The 27000-nt window shown below is 42.4% G+C and carries 25 protein-coding genes; 14 read left to right on the forward strand and 11 right to left on the reverse strand.

Going from position 1 to position 27000, the window contains the following annotated elements; genetic code table 11:
* Positions 1-63: 63 nt before the first annotated feature.
* Positions 64-1314: a YncE family protein gene (locus WAE57_RS00780; protein WP_337707604.1), complete on the reverse strand. Its 1251-nt coding sequence runs from the start codon at positions 1312-1314 to the stop codon at positions 64-66.
* Positions 1315-1666: 352 nt separating this feature from the next.
* On the opposite strand from WAE57_RS00780, the gene WAE57_RS00785 reads away from it, so the two are divergent.
* From WAE57_RS00785 to ahpF, 4 genes are all read left to right on the forward strand, one after another.
* Entirely contained in the window at positions 1667-2455 is a 789-nt protein-coding gene (locus tag WAE57_RS00785; protein WP_337707605.1) for a tellurium resistance protein, read from the forward strand.
* Between the two features lie 20 nt (positions 2456-2475).
* Positions 2476-3609 carry a toxic anion resistance protein gene (locus WAE57_RS00790; RefSeq protein ID WP_337707606.1) on the forward strand — a complete coding sequence of 378 codons (1134 nt, stop codon included), beginning with the start codon at positions 2476-2478 and terminating at the stop codon, positions 3607-3609.
* Between the two features lie 41 nt (positions 3610-3650).
* Positions 3651-4568, forward strand: a complete 918-nt coding sequence (locus WAE57_RS00795) for a hypothetical protein (RefSeq protein WP_337707607.1) — start codon at positions 3651-3653, stop codon at positions 4566-4568.
* A gap of 252 nt (positions 4569-4820) precedes the next feature.
* Positions 4821-6386: an alkyl hydroperoxide reductase subunit F gene (ahpF, locus tag WAE57_RS00800; protein ID WP_337707608.1), complete on the forward strand. Its 1566-nt coding sequence runs from the start codon at positions 4821-4823 to the stop codon at positions 6384-6386.
* A gap of 236 nt (positions 6387-6622) precedes the next feature.
* Here ahpF and WAE57_RS00805 read toward each other — a convergent pair whose 3' ends face one another.
* The 3 genes from WAE57_RS00805 to WAE57_RS00815 all read right to left on the reverse strand — a co-directional run bounded on the left by WAE57_RS00805 (position 6623) and on the right by WAE57_RS00815 (position 8791).
* Positions 6623-6877 carry a YfhL family 4Fe-4S dicluster ferredoxin gene (locus WAE57_RS00805; RefSeq protein WP_086176369.1) on the reverse strand — a complete coding sequence of 85 codons (255 nt, stop codon included), beginning with the start codon at positions 6875-6877 and terminating at the stop codon, positions 6623-6625.
* A 14-nt stretch (positions 6878-6891) separates the two neighbouring features.
* Entirely contained in the window at positions 6892-8292 is a 1401-nt protein-coding gene (gene yegQ / locus WAE57_RS00810; RefSeq protein WP_337707609.1) for a tRNA 5-hydroxyuridine modification protein YegQ, read from the reverse strand.
* Between the two features lie 70 nt (positions 8293-8362).
* Positions 8363-8791 carry a Cd(II)/Pb(II)-responsive transcriptional regulator gene (locus WAE57_RS00815; protein WP_337707610.1) on the reverse strand — a complete coding sequence of 143 codons (429 nt, stop codon included), beginning with the start codon at positions 8789-8791 and terminating at the stop codon, positions 8363-8365.
* Between the two features lie 82 nt (positions 8792-8873).
* Here WAE57_RS00815 and WAE57_RS00820 point away from each other — a divergent pair, with 82 nt between their 5' ends.
* Positions 8874-9503, forward strand: coding sequence for a cation transporter (locus tag WAE57_RS00820; RefSeq protein ID WP_337707611.1), 630 nt, complete (start codon positions 8874-8876; stop codon positions 9501-9503).
* Between the two features lie 44 nt (positions 9504-9547).
* On the opposite strand, the gene WAE57_RS00825 is transcribed toward WAE57_RS00820, so the two are convergent.
* Together WAE57_RS00825 and WAE57_RS00830 are read right to left on the reverse strand one after the other, a co-directional pair.
* Positions 9548-10336: a DUF2071 domain-containing protein gene (locus WAE57_RS00825; RefSeq protein WP_337707612.1), complete on the reverse strand. Its 789-nt coding sequence runs from the start codon at positions 10334-10336 to the stop codon at positions 9548-9550.
* Between the two features lie 118 nt (positions 10337-10454).
* On the reverse strand, positions 10455-11234 hold the full coding sequence (locus WAE57_RS00830) for a ferredoxin--NADP reductase (protein WP_086176364.1): 780 nt from the start codon (positions 11232-11234) through the stop codon (positions 10455-10457).
* Between the two features lie 105 nt (positions 11235-11339).
* Here WAE57_RS00830 and tsaA point away from each other — a divergent pair, with 105 nt between their 5' ends.
* Entirely contained in the window at positions 11340-12050 is a 711-nt protein-coding gene (gene tsaA / locus WAE57_RS00835; RefSeq protein ID WP_337707613.1) for a tRNA (N6-threonylcarbamoyladenosine(37)-N6)-methyltransferase TrmO, read from the forward strand.
* A gap of 29 nt (positions 12051-12079) precedes the next feature.
* Here the strand turns inward: tsaA and WAE57_RS00840 are convergent, their stop codons facing one another.
* Positions 12080-13327: a DUF4010 domain-containing protein gene (locus tag WAE57_RS00840; protein WP_337707614.1), complete on the reverse strand. Its 1248-nt coding sequence runs from the start codon at positions 13325-13327 to the stop codon at positions 12080-12082.
* 261 nt (positions 13328-13588) lie between these two features.
* On the opposite strand from WAE57_RS00840, the gene WAE57_RS00845 reads away from it, so the two are divergent.
* The 4 genes from WAE57_RS00845 to WAE57_RS00860 all read left to right on the forward strand — a co-directional run bounded on the left by WAE57_RS00845 (position 13589) and on the right by WAE57_RS00860 (position 17933).
* Positions 13589-15346: a GspE/PulE family protein gene (locus tag WAE57_RS00845; protein ID WP_337707615.1), complete on the forward strand. Its 1758-nt coding sequence runs from the start codon at positions 13589-13591 to the stop codon at positions 15344-15346.
* A 98-nt stretch (positions 15347-15444) separates the two neighbouring features.
* Positions 15445-15807 (forward strand): NirD/YgiW/YdeI family stress tolerance protein, encoded by a 363-nt coding sequence (locus WAE57_RS00850; RefSeq protein WP_337707616.1) that lies wholly within the window; start codon positions 15445-15447, stop codon positions 15805-15807.
* Positions 15808-15928: 121 nt separating this feature from the next.
* Positions 15929-16588 carry a response regulator transcription factor gene (locus WAE57_RS00855; RefSeq protein ID WP_337707617.1) on the forward strand — a complete coding sequence of 220 codons (660 nt, stop codon included), beginning with the start codon at positions 15929-15931 and terminating at the stop codon, positions 16586-16588.
* A 1-nt stretch (position 16589) separates the two neighbouring features.
* Positions 16590-17933: a HAMP domain-containing sensor histidine kinase gene (locus WAE57_RS00860; RefSeq protein WP_337707618.1), complete on the forward strand. Its 1344-nt coding sequence runs from the start codon at positions 16590-16592 to the stop codon at positions 17931-17933.
* A 63-nt stretch (positions 17934-17996) separates the two neighbouring features.
* Here the strand turns inward: WAE57_RS00860 and WAE57_RS00865 are convergent, their stop codons facing one another.
* Entirely contained in the window at positions 17997-18167 is a 171-nt protein-coding gene (locus WAE57_RS00865) for a hemin uptake protein HemP (RefSeq protein ID WP_086195624.1), read from the reverse strand.
* Positions 18168-18305: 138 nt separating this feature from the next.
* On the opposite strand from WAE57_RS00865, the gene WAE57_RS00870 reads away from it, so the two are divergent.
* Positions 18306-19205, forward strand: a complete 900-nt coding sequence (locus tag WAE57_RS00870) for a thiamine phosphate synthase (RefSeq protein WP_337707620.1) — start codon at positions 18306-18308, stop codon at positions 19203-19205.
* Between the two features lie 78 nt (positions 19206-19283).
* On the opposite strand, the gene WAE57_RS00875 is transcribed toward WAE57_RS00870, so the two are convergent.
* Positions 19284-19853 (reverse strand): tetratricopeptide repeat protein, encoded by a 570-nt coding sequence (locus tag WAE57_RS00875; RefSeq protein ID WP_337707621.1) that lies wholly within the window; start codon positions 19851-19853, stop codon positions 19284-19286.
* A 15-nt stretch (positions 19854-19868) separates the two neighbouring features.
* Positions 19869-22262 (reverse strand): penicillin-binding protein 1B, encoded by a 2394-nt coding sequence (mrcB, locus tag WAE57_RS00880; protein ID WP_337707693.1) that lies wholly within the window; start codon positions 22260-22262, stop codon positions 19869-19871.
* A gap of 412 nt (positions 22263-22674) precedes the next feature.
* On the opposite strand from mrcB, the gene WAE57_RS00885 reads away from it, so the two are divergent.
* Positions 22675-23616 (forward strand): NAD(+) kinase, encoded by a 942-nt coding sequence (locus WAE57_RS00885; protein ID WP_237788058.1) that lies wholly within the window; start codon positions 22675-22677, stop codon positions 23614-23616.
* 3 nt (positions 23617-23619) lie between these two features.
* Complete coding sequence (locus WAE57_RS00890) at positions 23620-23892, forward strand: DUF1315 family protein (protein ID WP_086195677.1); 273 nt, start codon at positions 23620-23622, stop codon at positions 23890-23892.
* A 319-nt stretch (positions 23893-24211) separates the two neighbouring features.
* Here WAE57_RS00890 and WAE57_RS00895 read toward each other — a convergent pair whose 3' ends face one another.
* Positions 24212-25216: a glycosyl transferase family protein gene (locus WAE57_RS00895; protein ID WP_337707622.1), complete on the reverse strand. Its 1005-nt coding sequence runs from the start codon at positions 25214-25216 to the stop codon at positions 24212-24214.
* 436 nt (positions 25217-25652) lie between these two features.
* On the opposite strand from WAE57_RS00895, the gene WAE57_RS00900 reads away from it, so the two are divergent.
* A complete protein-coding gene (locus tag WAE57_RS00900) occupies positions 25653-26999 on the forward strand; it encodes a dicarboxylate/amino acid:cation symporter (protein ID WP_337707623.1) in 1347 nt (448 codons plus the stop codon).
* The last annotated feature ends 1 nt before the right edge of the window (position 27000 follow it).

Below are 27000 nucleotides of genomic sequence, written 5' to 3' on the forward strand. Positions count from 1 at the left end.
ATTTAAATTAAAAGCAGACCCAATCTTAAGATCAGGTCTGTACGATTTATAACAAATAAACAGTTAAGGTGTTGACCAGCCCGCAGGTGCATAACCGATCCGAACACGTTGAGGATGATTTCCTACAGGAACACTCATTACTTTTTCACCCGTTGCAAAATCAATGACGGTAACCACATCATTGGCGCTCTCTGAAATCACACAACTTTTTCCATCCGAACTTTGTGTCGCCCAGTAGGGTTTGCCTGCAGCTATCAGCTTGCCAGCTTTCAATGTTGAACGGTCGACAATGGTTGCATAGTCATCCATAGTGCCTGCCACACATAATTTCTCACCATCAGCACTGATTGATAATCCATGATGACGGGAGTCATTTACATATTTTGTCCGGTCAGAGGGAATGGTAGAGCTGCCCGGTAATTGGCCAATGCGAGTGATTTTATCCTGATTCAGGTCATACTCGATCAAGCCATTAAAAAATGAAACTTGCGCATAAATTTTAGATTCATCCTTACTAAACACGACTGGACGCACAGCATTGGATAAATCTTTACGACCTACCGCATCCAGGGCAGGACGGAAATCAATCGTTTTGATTACTTTATACGTGTTGGCATCAGCAATAGTGAGCAACCGTTTACCCTTGGTAAAATCTTGCCATGCAGCATCCATAGATGTTTCCACATTACCAATGGCTGAGTTTAGAATCTTTGTGCCACCGTTAAAGAAAATATTCTCATGCGGTTTGTCGCCTGTTGCAAAGCGTCCCAATTCCTTACCCGTATTGATATCCAGCACCTGAACCACATTGCCCGAAGAAGCCGATACGGCTAAGCGTTGACCATCTGGAGAAACTGCCATATGGTCGGCACGGAAGCCTTCTACAGGAGTACGCCAGTTGATCTTGCCAGTCGCAATATTAATAGAAATGACATCGGCAAAACTTGGACGAGATGCAACTATCGACTGACCATCTGGCGTAGAGTACATATCATCTACAAGCTGATCATGACCTTCGCCAGCGCTGGTCTGAATATAAGTATAGGCAATCAGTTTAACGGGATTGAGGTGGATTTCCAGCAAGCGCTCTTTACGATCAGGAATCATATTAATAACACCGATCTTACCAAAATTACCCGATGGACGAATGACTGTTACCGTTCCATCCCAGTTGTTGCCAACAAAAAATACTTGCTGACTATTCGCCGGGACAGGCATTACCGATGTTGCAGCGTTGCTATGCAGAGAGGTGAATGCGATTGATGTAAATAACGCATTTACGCTCCATTTGAGGAAAATATTTTTGTTTTTCATATCATTTTTCTCCGATTCAGATCCATGAAATCGATTTTTTATTTGAATTTTCATTACTGTCTAATACTCCTGTATTAGCTGAGCCATAGATTAAAGAATTCACCAGTCAAATCATGAATAATCCGATAAAATACGTGCCAGAATTGACCATCAATGAAGTTGTTATTTTATAAACATTGAATAATCAATTAATTGGTAGAGTAGGATGGATTATTTTTCCGACAGAATGTCGAATCCATATTTTTATTTTTTTGTTACATCTTTGATTTAAATGTCGAAAATTGCAAAACGCTACATGATATTTTGTACAGAAGCCGTACTATAAAAATGATTTTGTTGAGTTTGCAATATTATGTCTCAGATAGATGTTCTGGTTGCTTTGGCCGATATTGAGGTAAATCAGGCTGAGCTGATCTCTATTCAGCGCAATGATTTGATCCCTTTGCTGCAGGATCAATATCGCCTGAATCATTATGCCGATTCTGTGATTCAGGCCCAGTCGGTTTTATTAAACGGGGTAGATCCACACCTGACCCGGCAATTAAGTAGCACTATAGAGCAGCTGATTCAGGCCTTGGCCGATTCAAAAAAATATTTAACCCGCCGTAAGTTTAATGCCTGGCAAAAGTGGTTGGGGGTTGATCTGGAATATGGTTCGGGGCAGGTTGAGTATTATAAAAACCTAGATCAATTACTCAATCGGGCCAATCATTTAAGTCAAAAATTACAGATTGAGATTCAAAAGTCGCAGGCACGCTTTCAGCAATTGCTTGGGCATCGCGAGCAAATGGCGAAATACATTCTGGCTGCGCAAGAATTTTTGCTGGAATATCCAAATTTCGTCAAGAATCAGCATCCTCTGGATAATTTTTCAGAAAGATTATCGAAAAAGATCAATTCATTACAAACCTTGCAGGCCAGTAATGATATTGCAATTACACAGATGCAATTATCTCAGCAACTTTCTTTTGCTTTGCTGGACCGGTTTAAAGAAGCACAGCAAGTACTGATTCCGGCTTGGCAATATCATGTTAAACAAAGCAATCAAAGCGGTTCGGGCATTGAACTGGAAAAGCTGGATCATAGCCGGGAGACTTTGATTAAAACTTTAAGAAAATCGTTAGAGAAACCTATACATTAATGATCATATTCAGGTGAAGCATGACTGATTTTAAACCTCAAGATTTACCCGCTGAAATTACTCCAGACGTGGTTCAGCAAAAATTTCAGCTACTGAATTTAAAAGAAATTGGCTTGCAGGATTCTGACTTTAATGAAGTGATGAATGCACATCAGGAACTGGCTGAAATGAGCCATAACGCAGTGGCTGAATATGGGAAAAATATTGCGACAAAAACTTCGGGTTATACCGATGAGCTGCTGAACCTTGTACAAAATAAAGAACTGGATAGCACCGGTCAAAAATTGAATCAGGTGGTGCAGGTTGCCCAGCAGTTAAATAGCAGCAGTATTTTAAACAAGAAAAAGAGCAGCGGTTTCTTCGGGGGCTTGATCAGTAAAATGAAAGGAGCCAAGCAAAGTTTCAATCAGCATTTTAATAGCACCAAAGAACAGATTGATGTATTGGTCAAGGAAATTGAAACTTCCCAATCGGGGTTAAAAGCCCGTGTCGACACTTTGGATAAAATGTTTCAGGGGGTGCAGGAGGAATATAAACAGTTGGGAATTTATATTGCTGCCGGAAAGCTGAAAGAGCAGGAAATCCAGCAGCAAATTGTGGCTTTAAGCAGCCAAACCCAAGATCAGCCAACGGTGCAAAAGATTTATGACCTGAATCATCTGGCCAATAATCTAGAAAAACGGGTCAGTGATTTGCAGGTTTTACAGCAGTCTGCCATGCAAACCTTACCGATGATCCGGATTATTCAGTCCAATAACCTGATGCTGGTGGATAAGTTCTATGCGATTAAAAACATTACCTTACCGGCATGGAAAAACCAGATCAGTCTGGCCATTTCCCTGAATGAGCAGAAAAACAGTGTACAGCTGGCCAATAGCATTGATGACGCGACCAATGATCTGTTACGCCGTAATGCCGACCTGCTGCATCAAAATTCGGTGGCTACGGCCAAAGCCAACCAGCGCTCAGTGATTGATATTGAAACACTTGAACATGTACAAAATACCCTCATTAAAACAGTAAATGATGTGATTCAGGTGCAAAAAGAGGGTATGCAGAAACGTGCTGAAGCCACGACACGCTTACGTGCCTTGCAGGAAAATCTGAATCATCTGGTGATTGAATCCAGTCGCAGTGAGGTCAATCCATCTTAACCCTATACTTAAGTTCATTGTCTGACTTCAGGAGAAACCGTTTGCCCCGCTTAGATGAATATGCTGTAAATCCGCAACAGATTGAATCGGGTGTGGTGGTGCTGAAGAAACGCCAACGCAATGTGATGTTATTGGCGATGACCAGCAGCACCATTTTTCTGGCATCTGTGGTGGCGCTATTTTTACAGCATGATTTTGTCTATAGTTTTTTTGGGATTAGCACTGAGTTAAAGCAATTACATATGCCCATGAGTGTAGATGCAAATCTGGCCGAACTGGGTCAGCATACGGATTATTTTAACAATCTGTTGTCGTGGTTTGGCTGGCTGATTCTGAAGCTGTTCGTGTCTTTTGTCGGGGCATTTTTTGTCATTCATTTTTTGAAAAAAATCCGTTTCTTTTATATTCGCTTTCAATCTTTTATTTTGAAGTTTGTCGGCTGGATCATTGCTTTTGTTGTGCTGTGGTCAGGCCTGACTTATCTGCAATATGATTTAAATAATGATGACCGTGATGTTTATGCCAAAGCTATTCAATATGATAAAAATATTCAGCAGAGTGAATTGGCCCAGTATTTACAGCAATCTGATGTAGATGCATCAGTAAAAGCCTATTTGCTGGCACAAACGGCACTGCTACATAAACCTGTCGATAAAGATAGCGCTATTCCTCAAGTCTTGGCGTTGGTCAAAGCGGAAAAAACAGATCCAAATTTTATTGAATATGGCTTTAAACCCGAACAGTTATGGACCATGCAGCATCAGTTATATAGCAAAACTTTGACCCCGATGGCTGAAAGTGTGTCCAAGCAGGTGCAACAAGCTGAACAAATGAGTGTGGTGGCGAAATTTTTTATCATTGTAATTTCGGTTCTATTTGCAATTTTAAGCTTGGTTTTATTTTTCTTGGCGCAGCACTTAAAAGCAAGAATAATCAGGGTGGAACAGCGTATCCATTGATAAAAATGAAATTTTATCAAGATAAAATTCAAAAGCCCCGTATAGGGCTTTTTTACTGTTTTGTGATCTTGTTGAATCGTTGAAGTGAATTTAATGAAATTGCAAGGGTAATCAATTACTTAAGTTTAAATAAATTCCTTATTAATCTGATATTTCGATTATAATTATAAAAACAAACTGTTTTACCTATATTTTAGATTTTATTATTATTCTCTCATCAAATAAATATTTACTCCTTTGGAGACGTTAGCCATGTTAGATCAAAATACTTCAGCCCAACTTAAAACCTTACTGCAACGTCTGGAAAGTCCGATTGAATTGGTCGCGACTTTGGACGGTTCGGACAAGTCCGACAAGATCCAGGAACTGGTGACTGAAATTGCCACGTTGTCAGACCAGGTGACTGCACGCTTCGATGGCACGAACAGCCGTGCACCAAGCTTTGGTGTGGCCAAAGCCGGTGAACAACCTCGCGTCAATTTTGCCGGACTTCCGATGGGACATGAATTTACCTCTTTGATTCTGGCGTTGTTGCAGGTTTCGGGTTATGCCCCAAAAGTCTCGGATGAAGTGCTGGCACAAATTAAGGGTCTGAACCTGACTGCTGACTTTGAAGTGTTTGTCTCTTTAAGCTGCCATAACTGTCCGGACGTGGTGCAGGCCCTGAACCTGATTGCGATCAACAATCCGGGCACAACGGCTACCATGATTGACGGGGCGTTCTTCCAGGACGAAGTGGAACAGCGCAAGATAATGGCCGTGCCGATGCTGTTCCAGGACGGCAACCATATCGGTCAGGGTCGTATGACTTTGGAAGAAATCATTGCCAAACTGGACACCAATTCTGCAGCCAAAGATGCCGAGAAGCTGAATGCCAAAGACGCGTTTGATGTGCTGGTGATTGGCGGCGGCCCTGCAGGCAACACCGCAGCGATCTATGCAGCCCGTAAAGGCATCAATACCGGGATCGTGGCGGAACGTTTTGGCGGTCAGGTGATGGATACCATGGACATTGAAAACTTCACTTCGGTGAAGAAAACCCAGGGTCCAAAATTTGCTGCCGAAATGGAAGCACATGTGCGTGAGTACGGCGTCGACATCATGAACCTGCAAAAGGTTTCAGCGATCAAGGGTGCCGATGAAACTGAAAATGGTCTGGTGGAAGTGACATTAGAGAATGGTGCCAAACTGGAATCCAAAACCATCATTCTATCGACTGGTGCACGCTGGAGAGAGATGAACGTTCCGGGTGAGCAGGAATACAAGACCCGTGGGGTAGCCTACTGCCCACACTGTGACGGTCCATTGTTCAAAGGCAAACGTGTTGCAGTCATCGGTGGCGGTAACTCGGGTGTAGAAGCAGCGATTGACCTGGCCGGGATTGTGGAGCATGTAACTTTGGTGGAATTTGATACCAAATTGCGTGCCGATCAGGTCTTACAAGACAAGCTTAACAGCTTGCCCAACACCACCGTGATCAAGAATGCGCTGTCTACCGAAGTGGTGGGTGACGGTTCACAGGTGACTGCACTGAAATACAAGAACCGTGCTACCGATGAAGAGCATATGCTTGAACTGGCCGGAATCTTTGTACAGATCGGTTTGTTGCCAAACACTGATTTCCTGAAAGAAACTGCTGTTGAACTGACCAATCGTGGCGAGATTGTGATTAACGAGCGCAACGAAACCAACGTGAAGGGTGTGTTTGCTGCCGGTGACTGTACCACCGTGCCATACAAGCAGATCATTATTGCCACCGGTGAAGGAGCCAAGGCATCGCTATCTGCCTTTGATTACATTATCCGTTCGGGACAGTAACTAAAAAAGCCAAAGTGGCTATGTACATTGACATAGACACTTTGGCTTTAGTTCCCCAAGTTTTTGTTTTACCCTGTTTATAGGAACTCAGCATGCTAACTCTGGGTTCCTTTTTTTATTATGACCATTTCCATGGTTATTCTGTTCTTCTGCATTTTTTGTTTTGCTTTTTTATTGTTCTTTCCCCAAGCTTTTTAAATTTAATTAAGCAAGTCATATGCCATTTTCAAATATTTTTAAGATTTGAATAAATTCAAGCTCTTAAACTTCTGCATCAATTGTTCTTGCGTTTCCACATGTTCAGGATGCGGAATAATGCACTCAATTGGACACACGGCTATACAGGTTTGGTGCTCATAAAAGCCGACACATTCTGTACAGCGCTTCACATCAATTTCATACACTTTATCACCCTCATAAATGGCCTCATTCGGACATTCAGGCAAACACATATCGCAGTTGATACATTTATCGGTAATCAGTAAAGCCATCCTGATCTCTCAAACTAGATGGCTTGATAAGCCAAAGAAGATGCTGAAATATCTGCCGTTGAATTCGGCAAGTTGCGAATCAGCAGGGCATAGTTCATGTCAACATCTGCAGGGACAGGAATATCCACGACATAGCCTGAACCTTTGGCGTCTTCAATTAGATTACCTTTTTTATCTTTCATTTCTGTTAAAGTAAAAGTGATATTGCCTGAAGTGGTCATCAGCTCAAGCGAGTCACCCACCACAAAACGGTTTTTTACCTCAATCTTGATATAGTCACCGTTACGCTCTAATACTTCACCGACAAATTGCTGATGGTCAAAACGTGATGAACCTGTTTCATAGTTTTGATATTCAGTATGTACATGACGACGCAGGAAACCTTCCGTATAACCACGATTCGCCAAGCCTTCCAGCTGAGTCATCAGGGATGGATCAAACGGTTTGCCCTCTAGCGCATCATCAATCGCTTTACGGTAAATCTGGGCAGTACGCGCGCAGTAGAAATACGATTTAGTACGACCTTCAATTTTTAGGGAATGAATGCCCATTTTCGCTAAACGGTCGACATGCTGTACCGCTCGCAAGTCTTTGGAATTCATGAAGTAGGTGCCATGTTCGTCTTCTTCGGCTGCAAACATGTCTTCTTCATTGCGTTGTAATAAAACCGGCTCGCCAAATTGGTGTTGTTCTAGGGCATGTTGCTCATCGGCATCTTGGTTTTTGCAGCATGCTGATGATTCTTCAATTTGTTGAACTGGAATCACATCTCCAGTTTCATCTTCAGCTGCTTCGTGAATTTTATAATCCCAACGACAGGCGTTGGTGCATGCGCCTTGATTGGCATCACGTTTATTCATATAACCAGAAAGCAGGCAACGACCGGAATAAGCCATACATAATGCACCATGCACGAAAACTTCAATTTCCATGTCAGGAACATTATTTTTAATTTCTTCAATTTCTTCGATTGAAAGTTCGCGTGACAGAATGACGCGAGTCAGACCCATATTTTTCCAGAATTTGACCGTTGCCCAGTTCACTGCATTGGCTTGTACTGATAAATGTACTGCCACATGCGGGAAGTGTTCACGCACCATCATAATCAGGCCTGGGTCAGACATAATCAGTGCATCTGGATTCATGGCAACCACGGGTTCCAAGTCACGAATGAAGTTTTTTAACTTGGAGTTATGCGGTTGAATATTCACGACCACATAGAATTTTTTGCCTAAAGCATGAGCCTCTTCAATGCCAATTTTTAAATTGTCATGATCAAAAGCATTGTTACGCACACGTAAGCTATAACGTGGCTGACCTGCATATACGGCATCTGCACCATAGGCAAAGGCGTAGCGCATGTTTTTTAAAGAGCCGGCAGGAGAGAGAAGTTCAGTAACGTGAGTAATGCTCATGAAAAAATAAAGGCATATAAAAGATATGGCTTAATTGTATGGATTTAAAAATTAGATTCAACCCAGTAAATTAGTTGGATATTTCCTTATTTTCGGCTTCGAGTTGTTTTAAAATCTGGCAACTGTCAATGGTTTTGGTGCTACTGCAAGAGGCACGTAGCTGGATGAGCTGTTGTTGAAATTTTTGTAATTCTATAATTTTATCAGTGACTTGTTCAATATGTTGTTCAATCAGCTGATTCACTGCATGGCAGCTTTGCGAGGGCTGCTGTTCTAGTTCAAGCAATGCTTCAATTTCGCTGAGTGAAATATCGAGAGTTCGACAGCGTTTAATAAACATCAGTCGTTTGAATGTATTTTCATCATAATAGCGATAATTATTGTCGCCACGAAAGCTGGGTTGGAGCAGCTTCTTTTTCTCATAAAAACGGATCGTGTCCGTGCTGAGCTGAGTCTTATTGGCTAATTCTTTAATTAAATAATATTTAGGCGTATTCATACTTGACCTTGGAGTTACTCCATAGTTTTGAATAACAATAATACAAACAAGGTTTTAAATAAAGTCATAGAGGTAGTGAAAAATGGCATGTACTTGCAGTCATGAACCTGCACCGCAAAAGCCACATAGTAAATTTCGGACTGCTTTGTGGATTGCGCTCATTATTAATATTGTGATGTTTATTGTGGAATTGATTGGGGGAGCATATGCCCATTCCTCTGCACTTTGGGCAGATGCACTCGATTTCTTTGGTGATGCGGTGAATTATGGCATCTCACTTGCCATATTGGGCGCAAGCCTATACTGGCGTGCTACAGTGGCATTGTTAAAAGGCGTGACCATGGCACTGTTTGGTTTTGTGGTCATTGCAAAAGCACTCTATGCCTATGTACAAGGCATTCCGCCCGAAGCCATGACCATGGGGGCAATTGGTCTGCTTGCTTTAATTGCCAATGTCACTGCGGCAGTGGTTTTATATGCCTTCCGTGATGGTGACTCAAATATGCAGTCGGTCTGGCTGTGTAGCCGTAATGATGCGATTGGCAATGTCGCGGTGGTTTTAGCTGCGGTGGGTGTCTTTGGTACAGGAAGCATGTGGCCGGATATTGGGGTGGCAGTGATTATGGCGAGTTTAGGTTTAAGCGGTGGCTATCAGGTGATGAAGAAAGCGCTACAGGAGCGTGAAACCTATAAAAATATTGAACAGGTTTAATCGTATCAATAAAAAAGAGGGCTGAAAAAGTCCTCTTTTTAAAATCATCCCAGCACTGTGGGCGGTAAATAAATCGTAAACTCATTTACCGGTTCAATGAGCACGCTATAGGGTTGCAATTGATCTTCAAAGCACACCAAGTTCATGCGTGCCAAAAGTTCAAAACGTGCATGATGCAATTTTGCTGGCCTAGGCTGCAAACGGTCATGCCAAACGCGGTAAGTACCTAATTTACCGTCCCGACGATGATAAAAGCCGGCTAAAGGATGGGTTAAATACACTAAATGCGTTTCTAAATCTGGAAAGCCTGGGTATGTCCAGCCGTCATCTGCGGATTGCGTCAAATGCAATTCGGCGCTGGCCCATTCAGACTGGGTCTGCATTTTATATTGGCTGTAAAAGCCTTCGCTGTCCTGCTGGCAATCAAAATCAAAAACCGCAGGATGCCAAGGCAATTGCCATAAATAGCGCGGTACAATCAACGTCCACGAATCTAAAGTTGTGCCAATAAACCAGACACAGCGTTCCTGCGTTTCCTGTTCAATAACATAAACGCGGTAATTGGTTTGTCCCATTTGAAATTTTGGAAATGGATAAACTGCAGAAGTAAAATCAACGTCAATAAAAGGAACCACGGACATCAGTGCCTTTTCTTGTCCTTGATATTGAACGGTATCAAGCTTAAAACGTGGTGGAATAAGGTCTTTAAAACGGATCGGGTCAATTGCATAGGTGATAATTGAAAAATGCTGCAGTTTGCATTGCACATCAATGCCTTTAGGCTCTGGACGCGGATGTAGAAAATCTTGAAATTTTAAATATTGAAAGTTCATTACTTTAATAATCAATCATTTTTTTATTATTTTGATCTTATCCAAATGTTTGAAATGAGTAAATAAAAAACCGAGGCATTAACCTCGGTCTTTAAAATGCGATATCTGCTATAGCATCTTATTTTTCAACGAATGCACGTTCAATCACGTAGTCGCCAAGTACACCCATTTTTGGAGATTCTTTCAAACCGTGTTGATCTAAAAGTGCAGCAACGTCATCCAGGAATGCCGGGCTGCCGCAAAGCATTGCACGGTCAGTTTCTGGGTTGAAACGTGGCAAACCAATTTTCTCGAATAATTGACCAGATTCAATCGCAGTGGTTACACGGCCTTGAGTATGGAATTCTTCACGCGTTACTGTTGGGTAATAGACTAATTTCTCTTTAGCACCTAGTTCACCGAAGAATTCATGGTTTGGAATTTCGTTTTCGATCAGGTCTTGGTAAGCCAATTCTGAAATGAAACGAGTACCGTGAACGACGATGATTTTTTCAAAACGTTCGTAAGTTTCTGGGTCACGAATCACAGAAAGGAAAGGCGCAAGACCGGTACCCGAAGAAAGAAGGTACAAGTTTTTACCTGGGTTTAAATCGTCAAGAACCAAAGTGCCTGTCGGTTTACGTGATACCAGAATGTCGTCGCCAACTTTTACTTTTTGTAGAATAGAAGTTAAAGGACCATCTGGCACTTTAATAGAGAAAAACTCTAGTTCTTCTTCATAGTTAGCACTTGCAATTGAATAAGCGCGCATTAAAGGCTTACCATTCACTTCAAGACCGATCATCACAAATTGTCCGTTTTTAAAACGCAATGCAGTGTCACGAGTGGTTTTAAACGAGAATAAAGTGTCATTCCAGTGGTGGACGTGAGTAATCTTTTCGACGTTGAAAGCAGCCATTAAAGGTCTCAATAAGTTATCAAATTAGAACAGCTTACTATTCTAATCTAAAAACATTCTCGATAAACTGAATATATTTAATTGAACTTATCAGAAAAAGTGATTATGACTGAGCTTAAAATGCCAATAATCGGGTATATGAAATCGCCCTATAAGGAAAAATTTGGCATTCCACGACAACCCAATTTGGTACAGGTTGAGTCCTATATTGAAATGGTGGAACCTTATAATGATTTGCTGGCATTTGAGGGGATCGAGGAATTTAGTCATCTCTGGTTGTTGTGGCAGTTTCATGACAATAAAAATCAGCAGCAAAGTCAAAAGTTTAGACCACAAGTACGGCCGCCACGTTTGGGTGGCAATAAAAAAATTGGCGTCTTTGCCACCCGCAGTATGTACCGTCCATCACCCGTTGGTTTATCTGTGGTTCAGCTGAAAGCAGTGAAGAAAGTGGGCAAGTCTGTACGTGTTTATGTGATGGGCAGCGACCTTCTGGATGGCACGCCTATAGTCGATATTAAACCTTATATTCAATATTCAGATGCTGTAATCACGGCGCAAAGTGGCTATGCACAGGATGAGCCTGAACGAATGACGGTTATTTGGACAGAAGGTGCTGAGCAGAAAAAGCAGACTTTACTCAAGCACAATAAACTGACAGTGCAAATTGTAAATGAACTGGAACAGGTGCTGGCTTTAGATCCGCGTCCAGCTTATCAGGAAGATGCAGAGCGGGTATATGGCATGCTGTTTTCGGCAATCAATGTCAAATTTAAAGTGACTGAAAGAGGGGTCGAAATTCAGGAGCTGGAATAGTTGTTATACCAAGGACTATTTGCTCAAGGTCAAGCTTGTACCATCCACCACAGTACCGCAATTAAAACCAGCATATGCAGAATTTGTACCGGAGCAAAATAAAGTGCAAATTTTAATCCTCCGCTTATGGCTGCATTAATGGATTTAGAAACGGCATGGGCAGCCAGACCTAACATCATTGCATAGAGTAAACTGGTATTTGTAGGTTCACCTTGAACAACTACAGCGGCCGCAGCGGCATGAATTTCAAACAATGAAGCCAAGAGTGTACCTGCAATTAAACCAGCATCACCGAGTAGGAGTTCAAGTCCATAAACTCCTGCCTGAATCAAGGTTAAAGTAACCGCAATGATGACCGCTTCTTTTAAGCTAAACATTGGACTATCTTCCGGTTCTGTTTCTTCGACAGGTTCCGCTTTATGTAAAAGCCAGTAAGCACAAAGCGCTAAAATTGCGATGGCAATGAGCGAGGGAAGTATCAGCAGTTTTAGCCAGGTTAAAGACACACCGCCGACCACAATGAATAGCAGCACTAAAGTTGAAATGCATGACATCAGTGCTGCACCGGCATTGGAACGGGCATCGACTTCACCATTACGTACTTGCAAACCTAAATGTGCAATGGTTGCGGTACTGGAAACAAATCCGGAAGCGATTGAAGAAAGCATGAGTGCTTTCTTGCTTGAAAGTAAACGTTTGGCAATATGTGCCAATGCTTGAACAACCAGTATAATGGTCAGCAGTTTTAAAATAATATGCGGGTTGAGAACTGAGCCCCATAACGGGGTATTGGGAGTAAGCGGTAAGCCAATTAAAATCAGGGCCAGTAAAAATAAGCCATCTCTAAATTCTGCTCCGGTAATCCATTTTCCTGCAAAGCCATGAATCGAATGTTTCATCATTAAAATAACGGTCAGCACAACGGATAAACTTGCCGCCAGTGTGATATTCCAGATACATAATGCCCCAATAAAATAGGTCATGACAAAAGCCAGTTCTGTAGTGACCCCGGGATCTTGCAACTGGTTCTTCAGTGAAAAAATCCCGATACCGCCTACAATTAGCGCACCCATCACGCCAAAAATATGGCCAAAAGCAAAACACAGTGCACCCAATAAGGCACAAATGGTAAATGAACGAACTCCGGCAAAGCTGTGCTGATTTTCACGTTGCTTGCTACGCTCACGTTCCAGGCCAATCAGCAAGCCACAGCCTAATGCCGCTGCCATAATCATCAGCAATTCTTGAAAGGATGTCGTTTGCAGGGACAGATTCATTATATTATTCACAGGGTTCATTTACTCGATTGGGCATCTGCAAGTATGGTGGTTATTTCAGCAACACATGAAGCATTATTGGCCATAAATGGATGAAAGTAAAAGCATCTTGACGGGAAAACACGTTATAGTTTTGCTATAAACAATCTACAAAATAGCTTTTGGGGGGGAATGGTCGGGGGATACTGTTTTTCTAAAAGCGATTTAAGTCAGATGAAATTTAGTTTGTTATAGTGTGGGTTGATTTTGGGGCTTAGAACAATGAATTTTAATTTTGAAATGGATACATCCTGGTGTCTGGAACAACTACAAAAAGATGGACGTATTACCGAACGTAACAAGCTGCTGATCCAAACCACACACCGTCAACGTGAGCAACTGAAATGGCATCCCTTGCAGTGGATCGCACATTTTAATCTGGTCGATCAGGCGCATCCACAATCGACCTTAACCTTAAACCGTTTGTGTCAGTGGATTGCAGACAAAGCCAATATTCCTTTTTATATCATTGACCCGTTAAAAGCAGATGTGCAGGCACTGACCAGTGTCATGTCGCAAGAATTTGCCGTGCGTAATAAAATTCTGGCGGTTGAAATTCAGGCGGATCAAGTGCTAATCGCGACCGATCAACCGTTTAAAACGGAATGGGTGGCCAATCTTCAACATACGATTGCCCCGAAAAAAATTCAGCGTGTACTATTAAGCCCAGATCAGTTGCAGCGCTATCTGGTGGAATATTATCAGGTCAGCCGTGCGGTTAACTCATCGCAAAAATCCAGTGCCTATGACCGTGATAACAAAGGTGTAGAAGCACTGTTGCAACTGGGCGATACGCAAAATCCGGATGCCAATGATCAACATATTGTCAAGCTGGTGGACTGGGTATTGCAGTTCGCTTTTGAGCAGGGGGCCAGTGATATTCATCTGGAGCCGCGTAAAGACACCGGTAAAGTGCGTTTCCGAATTGATGGGGTGTTGCATACCATTTATAAAATGCCCGCCAATACCCTGACCGCCGTGATCTCGCGGATTAAGATTTTGGGTCGCATGAATGTGGCGGAAAAACGTAAACCGCAAGATGGCCGCTTAAAAACCCGTACGCCTAAAGGACAGGAAACAGAGTTGCGTCTATCCACTTTACCCACTGCCTTTGGTGAAAAAATGGTGATGCGTATTTTTGATCCTGAAGTATTGGTGCGCAGTTTTCAGCAGCTCGGTTTTGAAGGCGGGTTACTGAATGATTGGCAGGCTTTAACTGCACATAGTCACGGCATTATTTTAGTCACTGGGCCGACCGGTTCAGGTAAAACCACGACGCTATATTCTTCGCTTAAACAGCTGGCAACAGAACAGGTCAATGTCTGTACCATTGAAGATCCGATCGAGATGCTGGAACCGAGCTTTAACCAGATGCAGGTGAATCAGGGCATCGATTTAGGTTTTGCCGATGGGGTACGTGCCCTGATGCGTCAAGACCCGGATATTATTATGGTGGGTGAGATTCGTGATCAGGATACCGCCAATATGGCCATTCAGGCCGCATTAACCGGTCACCTGGTGTTATCAACCTTACATACCAATGATGCACCATCGAGTCTGACCCGACTGCATGACCTGGGTGTGCAGCCATTTTTAACGTCAGCCACGATTTTAGGTGTGCTGGCACAGCGTCTGGTACGTAAACTTTGCCCGCATTGCAAACAAGAAAGCTTTATTAATGAGCAGGAATGGAAGCATTTAACCTTTGATTATACGATTGACATGCCAAACTTCGTATTTCAGGCAGTGGGTTGTGAAGAATGTCGCCATACCGGCTATAAAGGGCGTGTCGGCATTTATGAGTTTATGCCTTTAAGCCTTGCGACCAAACAACTGATTGGTGCAGATGCGACTTTAAACCAGCTGCGTGATCAGGCCAAGAAAGAGGGGATTGAGCCGCTACGCATCGCAGGGGCGCGCAAAGTGCTGGCAGGGATGACCACTTTGGAAGAAGTGTTACGCGTTGTTCCACTGAATTGAAATACTGTTTGAAAATGAAGCTACCTTAAGATTCACCTCATCTTGATTTGTTTTAATCATGCTATCGAAATGAGCAACAACTTAATGAGGGTTTGAGCATGAACATGATTTCTAAAGCAGCTTTAATAACCGCCTTGGTCGGTGCAACAACATTCGCCGTGGCAAATACTGCGGTAAATCAAGCTGCAATTGCACCACAAAAAGCCACTACGGTTAAACAGGCTTTAACTTTAAAAGATGACAGCAAGGTACAGCTTAAAGGCTATGTGGTAAAAGCAGTCGGGGATGAAAAATACCAGTTCCGTGATAATACCGGCACCATGACGGTCGAGATTGACGATGAGTTATGGCAAGGTAAACCCGTAAATGCCAAAACTCCGGTGACCATCATCGGTGAAGTCGACATCGATTACAAACCGGCTAAACGCGTTGAAATTGATGTGGATACCATCCGGTTCTAAGTAATTTTTTTAGATTCCTCCCTAAAACCACATGAGACATTCATGTGGTTTTTTCATTCTGGCATCTTTTTAAAGCATGCTATCTTAAAAGTAGAACATGCCAAATAGCTGAGAACTACACATGCGAATCTTACTGGCAGAAGATGATGTCTCCCAAGCAGAAAGCATCAAAACATGGTTGGAAATGGATGGCTATAATATTGACTGGGTGGAACGCGGCGATCATGCCATTTTAGCCCTAGAGCAACACCAGTATGATTGTGTCCTGCTCGATCGCGGGCTACCCAAAGCCAGTGGCGATGACATTCTTACAGCTTTACGTGCGCATCAGCAACAAACCCCTGTAATTTTTATTACCGCGCGGGACACTATTCATGACCGTGTTGAAGGGCTGGATTTGGGTGCCAATGATTATCTGGTCAAGCCCTTTAGTCTGGAAGAACTTTCTGCGCGTGTCCGTTCGCAGTTACGGCAACATCAAAGCAGTGCTGGACAATATCTGCGCTATGCAAATTTAGTCCTCGATCCACAGGCCAAAACGCTTATTCAGGATGGAAAGACCATCAACCTAACCGCCAAAGAATTTCAGATTTTACATAAATTAATGCAAAAGCCGGAGCATGTAATTACCCGTGAACAGCTGGAAGAATCACTTTATGCCTGGGGCGATGAAATAGAAAGCAATGCCATAGAAGTGTTTATCTATCAATTGCGTAAAAAGATTGGCAGCCAGTATATCAAGACCCTTCGTGGTTTGGGCTATCGCATGAGTCAGGGTTAGTATGTCAAAAGCCATTTCTCTACAAACCAGGTTAATCAAGACCTCATTATTCAGTTCCATGTTGGCTGGGGTTTTGGCCTTGCTGCTTTTTGTGGGGATTTCCCTGTACCAGACCATGCAGCTGCAAGACCAGATCATGGATGAAATTGCAGATATGCTGTTGATTTCAGATGTAAGTACGAGTTCAGGACAACAGGTCGATGAACTCAGTGATGAATTTGAGATTCAATACCAGTTAAAAGATCAGAAACAGGTGCTGAGCGAATCAGAAAATTTCCATTTGGACCATCTGTCTTCAACATTCAAAAGTAATGCCGATGAAGGTTATGATTTGATTTGGCACGATCAGCAGTTGTGGCGTATCTATACCTCGCAAAATCCTGAACTGAATACATCGGTATTGCTATTGCAGCCGATGGGAGAGCGCTTTAAAGCTTTGGCTCAAAATGTCATGGGCTATGGCCTGATTTTAATTGTGCTCTGGTTCATTCAGTGGCTGATTTTACACTTTGCCGTGAAACGCCAATTTAAAGTCATTCATCAACTGTCCAGAGAAATTTCAGCTAAAAGTGCGGATGATCTCGCACCGATTCAGCAGCCAGTACCTGAATTAAAAGAATTACAGCCGATGGTATGGCAGCTGAACCAGTTATTGCAGCGGCTTGAACAATCTCTGGTGGCAGAACAGCGCTTTACTGCGGATGCCTCGCATGAATTACGTTCACCCTTATCGGCTATTCAAATGCGTTTGCAGGTACTGAAACGTAAATATCCGGAACTCGACCAAGATTTGGCGAGTATTCAAAATGATGTCAGCCGTGGTACACAGGTGTTAGAAAATTTGCTGTTACTGGCACGACTGGATCCGGCCCATACGGGTCAATTGCCCAAGTCTGAAATGGATATGAACAGGGTGATCAATGAGGTCTTGCAAGCCTTGCAACCCTTTGCAGCCGAGAAAAATATTCAAATCCAGACACAATTCGCCGAAAATCTGGTGATTACTGGAAATGACAAACTCATTTTCAGTTGCCTGCGCAATCTGCTGGACAATGCCATCCGTTATGCCGGGCAAAATGGTCATGTATGGATTGAGATGCAGCACAAGCAATCATACATCAGCATCGTGATTGAAGATGATGGACAAGCTGTGACAGAAGAGGTTTTACAACGACTGGGTGAGCGCTTTTATCGGGCATTGGGTACTAAAACGCAAGGTTCAGGATTGGGGTTGTCGATTTGTAAAAAGATTATTGAATTACATGCCGGTGAAATTCATTTTTCTCGGTCGGCACATGGTGGATTAAAAGTTGAACTGCAATTTCCATTGCATATCCAGCGTTAAAAAGCAGTATGTTTGCGCTCATACTGCTTGTTTCCACGTTTATTATTGTTGAGTGAATTATTTTTATTTGGTCAGAATAAGACGATTGTTACGGGTTAAACGTAGACGGTATTCTTCTCCGGCATGCATAATCCGGATTTCTCGTCCAAGAGCAAACAGGTTGTTCGAGTGCAACATGGGAAGTGAGTGAGCTGCATCGTTATTACGGGTAAATAGGCTAAATGGTGCGTTCATTCCGTCGATTCCGTGGTATGTATTAAATTATTTAAATGATAATCATTATCAAATAATTCTGTCAATTAATTATTTAAGATTTTATAAAAAACTTAAATTTGCTTACACTCTGTAATATTTCATGCTGAGGAACAGGGAATGTTTAAACCCATCATTGATGTTGCCATTGCAATTTTACTGCATCAGAACAATGTGCTGGTCGGCTGGCGTGAAGCGAAACAGCATCAGGGCAATAAACATGAATTTCCGGGAGGAAAAGTGGAGGAGGGTGAAACGCCTTTGGAGGCATGCCGCCGTGAAATTTATGAAGAAGTGGGAATTGGTCTGCATGACTGGCATGCCTTTGATGTGATTGTTCATGAATATGATGATGTAATTGTCAAGCTGCATTTATTTCATGCCATTGTACCGAATGCTTTATTGAATGAAATTCAACAGCCGTGGAGCTGGTACAGTCGTGAAGACTTGTTGAATCTAAATTTCCCTAAAGCCAATCAAGCTATAATTCAGCGCCTGTATTGGCCTCATCAGATTAAAATTTCAGCGCAGCTGGATGATCTGGCGCAATTAAAACAGAATCAGTTGTTATATTGGCGTGTGGAGGGAACTCAGCAGCAGCTCACGGAACTGGCTGGGCGCAGTGTGGAGCATTTGCCTCGGCTCATTGTCAATATCAATATTTTTGAACAATTAAGCTCGATTCAACAGCAGGCCATTTCTGCCATTCATTTAAAACAGTCACAACTGATGGCTCTAAAGCCGGGTGATTTAAGCATTGGAAAGCGTTACATTGCGGCATGTCACGATCTGGCTTCCATGCAACAGGCACAGCAGGTGGGTTGTGATGCTATTTTGCTGAGTCCGGTATTACCGACCGCCACCCATCCAGAGGTTGTAGCATTGGGCTGGGAACAGTTTAAGGCCTGGGTTTCACAGGTCGATATACCGGTTTTTGCCTTGGGTGGTATGCAAGCCGGTGATTTTGCTACTGCAAAAGAACAGGGCGCATATGGCATTGCAGGGATGCGATTTTTATAAAACAGGATCAAATTTTATAAAAACAGAATCAGAGAATGTATTGAACCGTGATTATTTTGTCGCAATACATTCTGGCTTTTATAAGCTGTTCAGGGCTTTTTGCGCTTGTTGAATGGTTTTTTGATCTTTTTGCTGTTGTGCGGCTTTTAAAATGACCTGCCAAAGCTGTTTCTTCATGGCATTGGTTTGTGCATAACTGAGCCCGCGTTGTGCCAGTGCTTCAGCATTTGCCGGCTGATTTTTTTTATTGGCAATCAAGGCCAGATACAAGAAAGTTTCAGCAGATTGTGGCGCGAGACGCTGTGCCTGCAATGCTGCAGCCTCTGCTTCATTCCATTGTCTTTGCTGATAGGCCTGCTGGACTTTTTGCATGAGTTTTTGAAATGCAGGAAGTTTGCGGCCATCTTCAAACTGCTGTTTGCGCTGTTGAGCAGGAATGATCACCTGCATCTTTTTACGTTGAATTTCTTCACGTTCATAACGCGTGATGACCACGCCTGAAGGTGTTTTAATGTCCTGCTTTTCTGTAGGAACAGGTTTTGCTGGCTGCTTGTTTTCATCGGGCGTAGGCAGGCTTTGACAGCCCACCAAACCGATCAAGCCCAGAGCGATCAGACACTGTTTATGCTGCTTAAATTGCCCATTCATGCTCAATTATCACCCTTAATTGTTATAACTACCGCTTGAAATGACCGGATTCGTTGAACCATCGTTCTGTGTTTCAGTATCACTTTCACGAATATAGTTTCCAATACTATCGTTTTGATCGGCAGGCGTCTGATTGTTTTCAGTATCAGGATTGGAAGCAGGTTCTACCTGATAACTCGGTAAACCGCAGGTAGTGGCCTGACGTGGCATATTACTGCGAAGTAACGGAATGTACATCGCACCTTCACAGCCTTGTGCTGATAGATGACCCGTCGAACGGTCAATCCATTGCCATTGCACACTGTCAGTTTGACGCAAGTTAACCGGTTTTTGCCGCAACTGTTTCATGACATTAATCCACACTGGCAATGCGCCTGAAGAACCGGTTAGGCCAGTCACCTTGTTATTATCCAGACCCAGCCAGACCACGCTGACATAATTGCCTGAATAGCCTGCAAACCAAGAGTCGCGGGTATCATTGGTGGTACCCGATTTGCCTGCCAGTTTTAAATCAGCAGGGAAAGCGCTATAAGCTGCACGCCCAGTACCCGAGCTCATGACCTGTTGCAGACCATAATTCAGAATATAAGCTGCAGATGGATCAATGGTTTTTTGTACCGTTAAACCATAACGGTCGAGCAGGCGGCCGTTAGCATCCACCACAGAACGAATGGACTTGATTGGATATTTGAAACCACCGGTTGCAAAGTTTCCGTAAATACTCATCACTTCCATCGGCGACATATCAATTGCACCTAGAAAGATGGATGGATAGCTTGGAATATCAGACGTCACCCCAAATTTTTTCAGGTGATTGCTAAAGGTCGAAATACCGAATTCTTGACCCAAACGCACGGCTGCAAGGTTGTAAGAGTTTGCCAGTGCTTCGGACATAGGAACAATGCCGTGTTCACCACCACTGTAATTTTTAGGAGTCCAGTTTTTGCCTTCGCTATAAACATTCATGGCACTGTCTTCAACTGGTGTTGCCCAGTTATAACGTCCAGATTCAATCGCACTTAAATAAATCACCGGTTTAAGCAAGGAACCGACCTGACGTTTTGCATCCAGGGCACGGTTAAAGCCGGTAAAGTCCTGGGTAGAACCCACAGCTGCAACCAGTTCACCATTTTCAGGATGCGAGATTAAAACTGCACCTTGCAAATCTCTGAGGTTTTTTGGATTGGCATTGGTCAAACGGGAAACAGAGGCTTTAAATGCTTCCTGTACTTTGGTTTGGGCAATCGGATCTAGCGAGGTAAAGATTTTTAGACCTTGATTGGTCAGATCGCTTTCCTGATATTCAGTACGCAACTGTCGACGTACAATATCCATGAAATCCGGGAAACGGGCAGGCCCTAGGGTTGGTTTGGCAATAACATTCAGTGGGCGTGCAACTTCTTGCTCAAACTGAGCTTGAGTCAGGTATCCCATCACCAGCATATTGTGCAACACAATATCACGGCGTTTTTTTGCACCTTCGGGATTTTTCCAGGGATTAAACAGCGAAGGCCCTTGCACCAGACCGACTAAATACGCCTGTTGAGCAATATTGAGTTCACGTAGCGGCAAGCCAAAATAAAACTGTGAAGCCAGACCATAGCCGTTAATGGAATAATTGCCGTTTTGTCCCAGATTCACTTCATTTAAATAAGCTTCCAGAATTTCATCTTTATCGTAATGAAGCTCAATCAGCATCGCCATCAGGGCTTCATTGACCTTACGTTTTAAGGTTTTTTCCGGGCTTAAATAGAAATTCTTGACCAGCTGCTGGGTCAGGGTTGAACCGCCCTGACGTTTACCACCGGTGACGTTGCTGACTAAAGCACGTGCTGTACCACGTATCGATATCCCATGATGATGATAAAAGTTACGGTCTTCGGTAGAGATCAGTGCTTCAATAAGCGGTTTAGGCACACTCTTGAGCTTAATCAACACGCGATCTTCATTGTGTTGCGGATAAATTCCGCCAATCAGTAAAGGTTCTAAACGCGCAATGCCGGTAGATGAAGGCTTGGTGGCACTGACTTCACTAATCTGATTACCGCTAAACGTAACCTTTAACACCTGCTCCGGTTCAACGCTGTCACCAAAGTCGAAGCCACGGGTATGCACATAGAGAGCATCGCCGGAGCTTACATAACTGCCGGAGTGGGCATAGCTGTCAGAACTTTTATAACCCAGAAGTTTAAGCTCTTGAGAGAAGTCTGCCTGGTTAACCGGTGCATTGGTATAAACTTCTAAAGGACGAGCAAAAACTTTTGCCGGAATATCCCAGCGCTGTCCTTCAAATTTATTGCGTACAATATTATCCATTCGGATTAAATAGATACTAAAAACTAAGAAGACACCAATGACTAATATTGAAAAAATAAGGGCCAGTAAACCGATACCGCGTTCAGACTTCATCAATTATTATAAGATCCAAATAAATTGTGCTAATCATGCGAAGCTTTTCATTTTTTTGCAATAATTAATCTGTGAATGAAGATAAAATATAACAATAAAGTGCACAAAATATTTGGAATGAGTCTTTGATTTTATAAAAGATATTATTTTTAGCTCTAAAACGGTATTTGCGAATTATCTGTCAATTTTTAAGCAAGTTAACAGGCTTAAGTCATGCCAGGTCTGCGGATGAAAATGATCTTGCAGATCGGGTGACTTTTATCATAAAAAATCATCCGGATTTTAGTGGTTGATTGCATGCAAAGTGAACCGATCTGGATGACAGGCTAAAAACCTGGCTGAGTCTTTGAATTTGTTAGATTGTTAGTGTAATCAGCAGTTAAAGTTTTTTAAAATGAACAGGGTTAATGCTATGATAGGCAGGAATCGTAGCGGAGCGATGACCCAGGTGCAAATTTCACATAAAACTTTTCGGAACATTGGATTAATAGGGCGTCCAGATAAATCCTCCGTCGTGGAAACTTTAAGTCTTATTCATGACCATCTTTTAAGTTTAGGTTTACATCCTGTTTTTGATTCAGAAACAGCAGCTTTAGTCCCTTATAATAATACTCAAACCGTGAGCCGCAGTTTACTGGGTGAAGTGGTTGATCTGGTCATTGTAGTGGGTGGTGATGGTTCTTTGCTGCATGCTGCACGTGCCCTGGTGCGACACAATACACCTGTGATTGGGGTAAACCGTGGTCGTTTGGGCTTTTTAACCGATATTAAGCCGACCGAGGTTATTTTTAAGCTGGATCAGGTGCTCAAAGGCGAGTTTCAGCTCGACCGCCGTTTCTTGCTGGAAATGGAAATCCGTTCCAAAGGCGAAAGTATTTATGATGCGATTGCCTTGAATGATGTGGTTTTGCATTCGGGCAAGTCGGTGCATATGATTGATTTTGAACTGAATATTGATGGTCAATATGTCTATCGTCAGCATAGTGATGGTTTGATTGTTTCGACACCTACCGGTTCTACCGCTTATGCGCTTTCTGGTGGCGGGCCGATTGTCCATCCAAGTATGGATGCCATCTCTTTGGTGCCCATGCACCCACATACCTTGTCTTCCCGTCCAATTGTGGTCGGTGGGCATAGTGAAATTAAGATTATCATTCGTGAAAACCGTGTATTGCCAATGGTCAGTGCCGATGGTCAACACAGTGTTTCACTCAGTGTTGGGGATAGTTTGCATATCCGCAAACATCCATTTAAATTGAATCTCCTTCATCCACCTGGCTATGATTTCTATATTGCTTGCCGTACCAAGCTGGGCTGGAACCAAGATTTTGACTCTTTTCAACAGCAGGATTAAATGATGAATATTGAACAAATGCTGGCCGTACTCGATCCTGAAATTGTTGCGCGTTTAAAGACAGCAGTGGAAATTGGTAAATGGCCGAATGGCGTAGCACTTACGCAAGAGCAACGTCAAATCTGTATGCAAGCGGTTTATGCTTGGGAAATAAAAAATTTGCCTGAAACTGAACGCAGTGGCTATATTGACCGCGGCACCAAAGAAGAAGATGAACACTGCGATTCACATGACCCGCAGCAAGACGAAGAATTCAAGCCGATTCGTTTTGTTTAAATATTTATTTGTAATAAAAAAAGACACTGCGGTGTCTTTTTTTATATTTTAATTTTTTGAAAGGTACGACGGATGTCTTACCGATAAACCTCAATTTATAGAAGCTCATCTTGTTACTTTGGATAAGCCCTGAGAAGTATTACTTCGTAAGGCCAAAGTCACCTTGCGAACACTAGAAACATATTTCAAGTGTTCTCATCGCAAAACTCGTTCCATACTATCATTTGATGAATGTTTCGCAGAACCATTTTTATCAAATGGAGTCTTGCCTCAAACAATTGCGAATGGCTTTGTCACGTATCATCTATTCTGCATTAAATTAGATTTTAGACTTGCGATTTAGCCATAGCTCTTTGGCTTTTAACATTGCCTCATCATAAGAAGCACATGCCCCCATCGTGTATAAAGCAATTCCCATGGTTTCCGTGACTGCAACTTCACCATATTCATGATGCTGTTTGCCTTCCCATACCGCTTTAAATATAGCCAAGTCTAGCTCTTCTTCAACAGGACTACGGTTTTCAGTCAATTTCGCTAATTCATGTTCGTACAGCTCGCCATTTTTAATCCCGCAGATTAAGGTTTTGGCATCTGGATTCCGTTCAAATTCACCACCTTCACCCTTAATCACCGCACTATTTTGATAGCCCAGTTTAAATGCCGCTTGCTGGTGTGAAGCACGGTAAGCCGGATGGAAAATAGCCTGCACTGTAGCTTTGGCATTAAAAGGATTAATTAAACGGGCTAAAGTATGAATAGGTGAGCGCAAGCCCATCACATTACGTAAAGAAATCAGATCGCTCAAAATAGGTGAAATCGCTGCTAAGGGTATATAAGCAAAATTGCGTTGCTGTAACTGCTGTTCCACATTGCTGTCATTCTGGCAAATTGGATAACCAAGATATTCCAGAACCTGTTCGGTATAAAGGCGGTTAATGGTATGTCCAGATGCGCCATGCATCACGACTTTATAGCCATGCTGGGCCAAGGTCAGTGCTGCCAATAAAAACCAGGGATAATGCTTACGTTTTCCGGCATAAGACGACCAGTCCAGATCCACATCTAAGGCTTTGAAATTCAATTGATCACGGGTGGCCTGTACAAAACCGGCCAGCTCATCTACAGATTCTTCTTTAACACGAAGTAGCATTAAGAAAGCACCTAGCTGAACATCCAGCACTTCATCCTTTAAGATCATGCTGAACGCTTGATAGGCTTCGTCAAAACTCAGCGAACGGGCACCGTTTTTTCCTTTGCCTATAATACGGACATATTGTGCGAAAGGATGTTCAGCATCTTTGTAGATATTTCTTTTGGTTTGCATAAGGAGTATTTCTTGGCAACGGAAAATGGGATGGATAATAGTTTATAAAGATAAGGTAAATATTTCAGCCTAATTTAAATAAAAGTAACTTTAGTTGTTTCGACTAATGTCTAATGAGTAGTGATGCTATTTTAAACAAACTTAACAATATAGACCGCATCAACAAATAAAAATTAGGTAAAATTTAACATTAGGTAAAATTATGTAGATTTGCTTATCAGTATGTGTAACCGAATAGGTGGATTTTTTATAAATTCAATTCATTCGTGATGATAAGTTTATGATTTTTTTGTTTTATATCCCAGTATTTGAGCTTACTCAATACTTTTTGTATGTTCTTTTGTGATGAATACAAAAGGATTAAAGGCTGTGTATTCGTAAGAATAGGCAAAAACTGAATATTTCTAGTGCTGGAAATATCTAAAGAAGTAATGTTATGGCTAAAAAACCAATTTATAAGTCACTTTATTTTCAAGTGATTGTTGCCATCATTTTAGGTGTGATTGTTGGGCATTTTTACCCAAGTTCATCTGTAATCGTTGACGGCGTTAGGCAAAGTGTTCCAGGCTTGGGCGAGCAATTAAAACCATTAGGTGATGCCTTCATTAAGCTCATCAAAATGATTATTGCACCGGTGATTTTCTGTACTGTGGTTAGCGGTATCGCAGGTATGGAAAGCATGAAATCTGTGGGTAAAACAGGTGGTATCGCACTGCTTTATTTTGAGGTTGTCTCAACACTTGCATTAATTATCGGTTTGCTGGTGATTAATATTGCAAAACCGGGTGTTGGCATGAACATTGATCCTGCATCTTTAGATACTTCAGGTATCGCTAAGTATGTGGAATCCGGTGCTTCACAATCGACCGTTGATTTCTTTATGAACATCATCCCGAATACGGTGGTGGGTGCCTTTGCCGAAGGTGAAATTCTTCAAGTCCTTTTATTCGCATTACTGTTTGGTTTCGCGTTACATAAATTGGGCGATGCAGGTAAACCGGTCCTTAAATTCATCGATCAAATTTCGCATGTATTCTTTAACATCGTAAATATGATCATGAAACTTGCGCCTATCGGTGCGTTCGGTGCGATGGCATTTACGATTGGTAAATATGGTATTGGTTCACTTGCTCAGTTAGCTCAACTCATCATCTGTTTTTATATTACCTGTTTGCTGTTTATCTTCATTGTATTGGGCAGTATTGCACGTTTCAGTGGTTTTAGTATCCTGAAAATGATTCGTATGATTCGTGAAGAACTCCTGATTGTACTGGGTACATCATCTTCTGAATCCGTACTTCCACGCATGTTGAAAAAACTGGAAATTGTCGGGTGTGAGAAGTCCGTTGTGGGTCTGGTGATTCCTACCGGTTATTCATTTAACCTGGATGGTACTTCAATCTATTTAACCATGGCTGCAATCTTCATTGCACAGGCAACTAATACTCAGCTTGATTTAGCACATGAAATTACACTTTTAGCGGTGTTGTTGATCTCTTCTAAAGGTGCAGCAGGTGTAACAGGTTCTGGTTTTATTGTCATGGCGGCAACATTGTCTGCTGTAGGAAATATCCCTGTAGCAGGTCTGGCATTGATTCTGGGTATTGATCGCTTTATGTCTGAAGCACGTGCCTTGACGAATCTGGTCGGTAACTCATTGGCGACCATTGTCGTTGCAAAATGGGTGGGTCAATTAGATACAGTTAAATTAAATGAAGCATTAAACAATCCGGAAATGGTTGACCAAAAAATGCTGGAAGAAGCGGCTCAAACACACGTTTAAC

The organism is Acinetobacter sp. NS-4 (genome assembly GCF_037402435.1).
In the GTDB taxonomy this organism is placed as follows: Bacteria; Pseudomonadota; Gammaproteobacteria; order Pseudomonadales; family Moraxellaceae; genus Acinetobacter.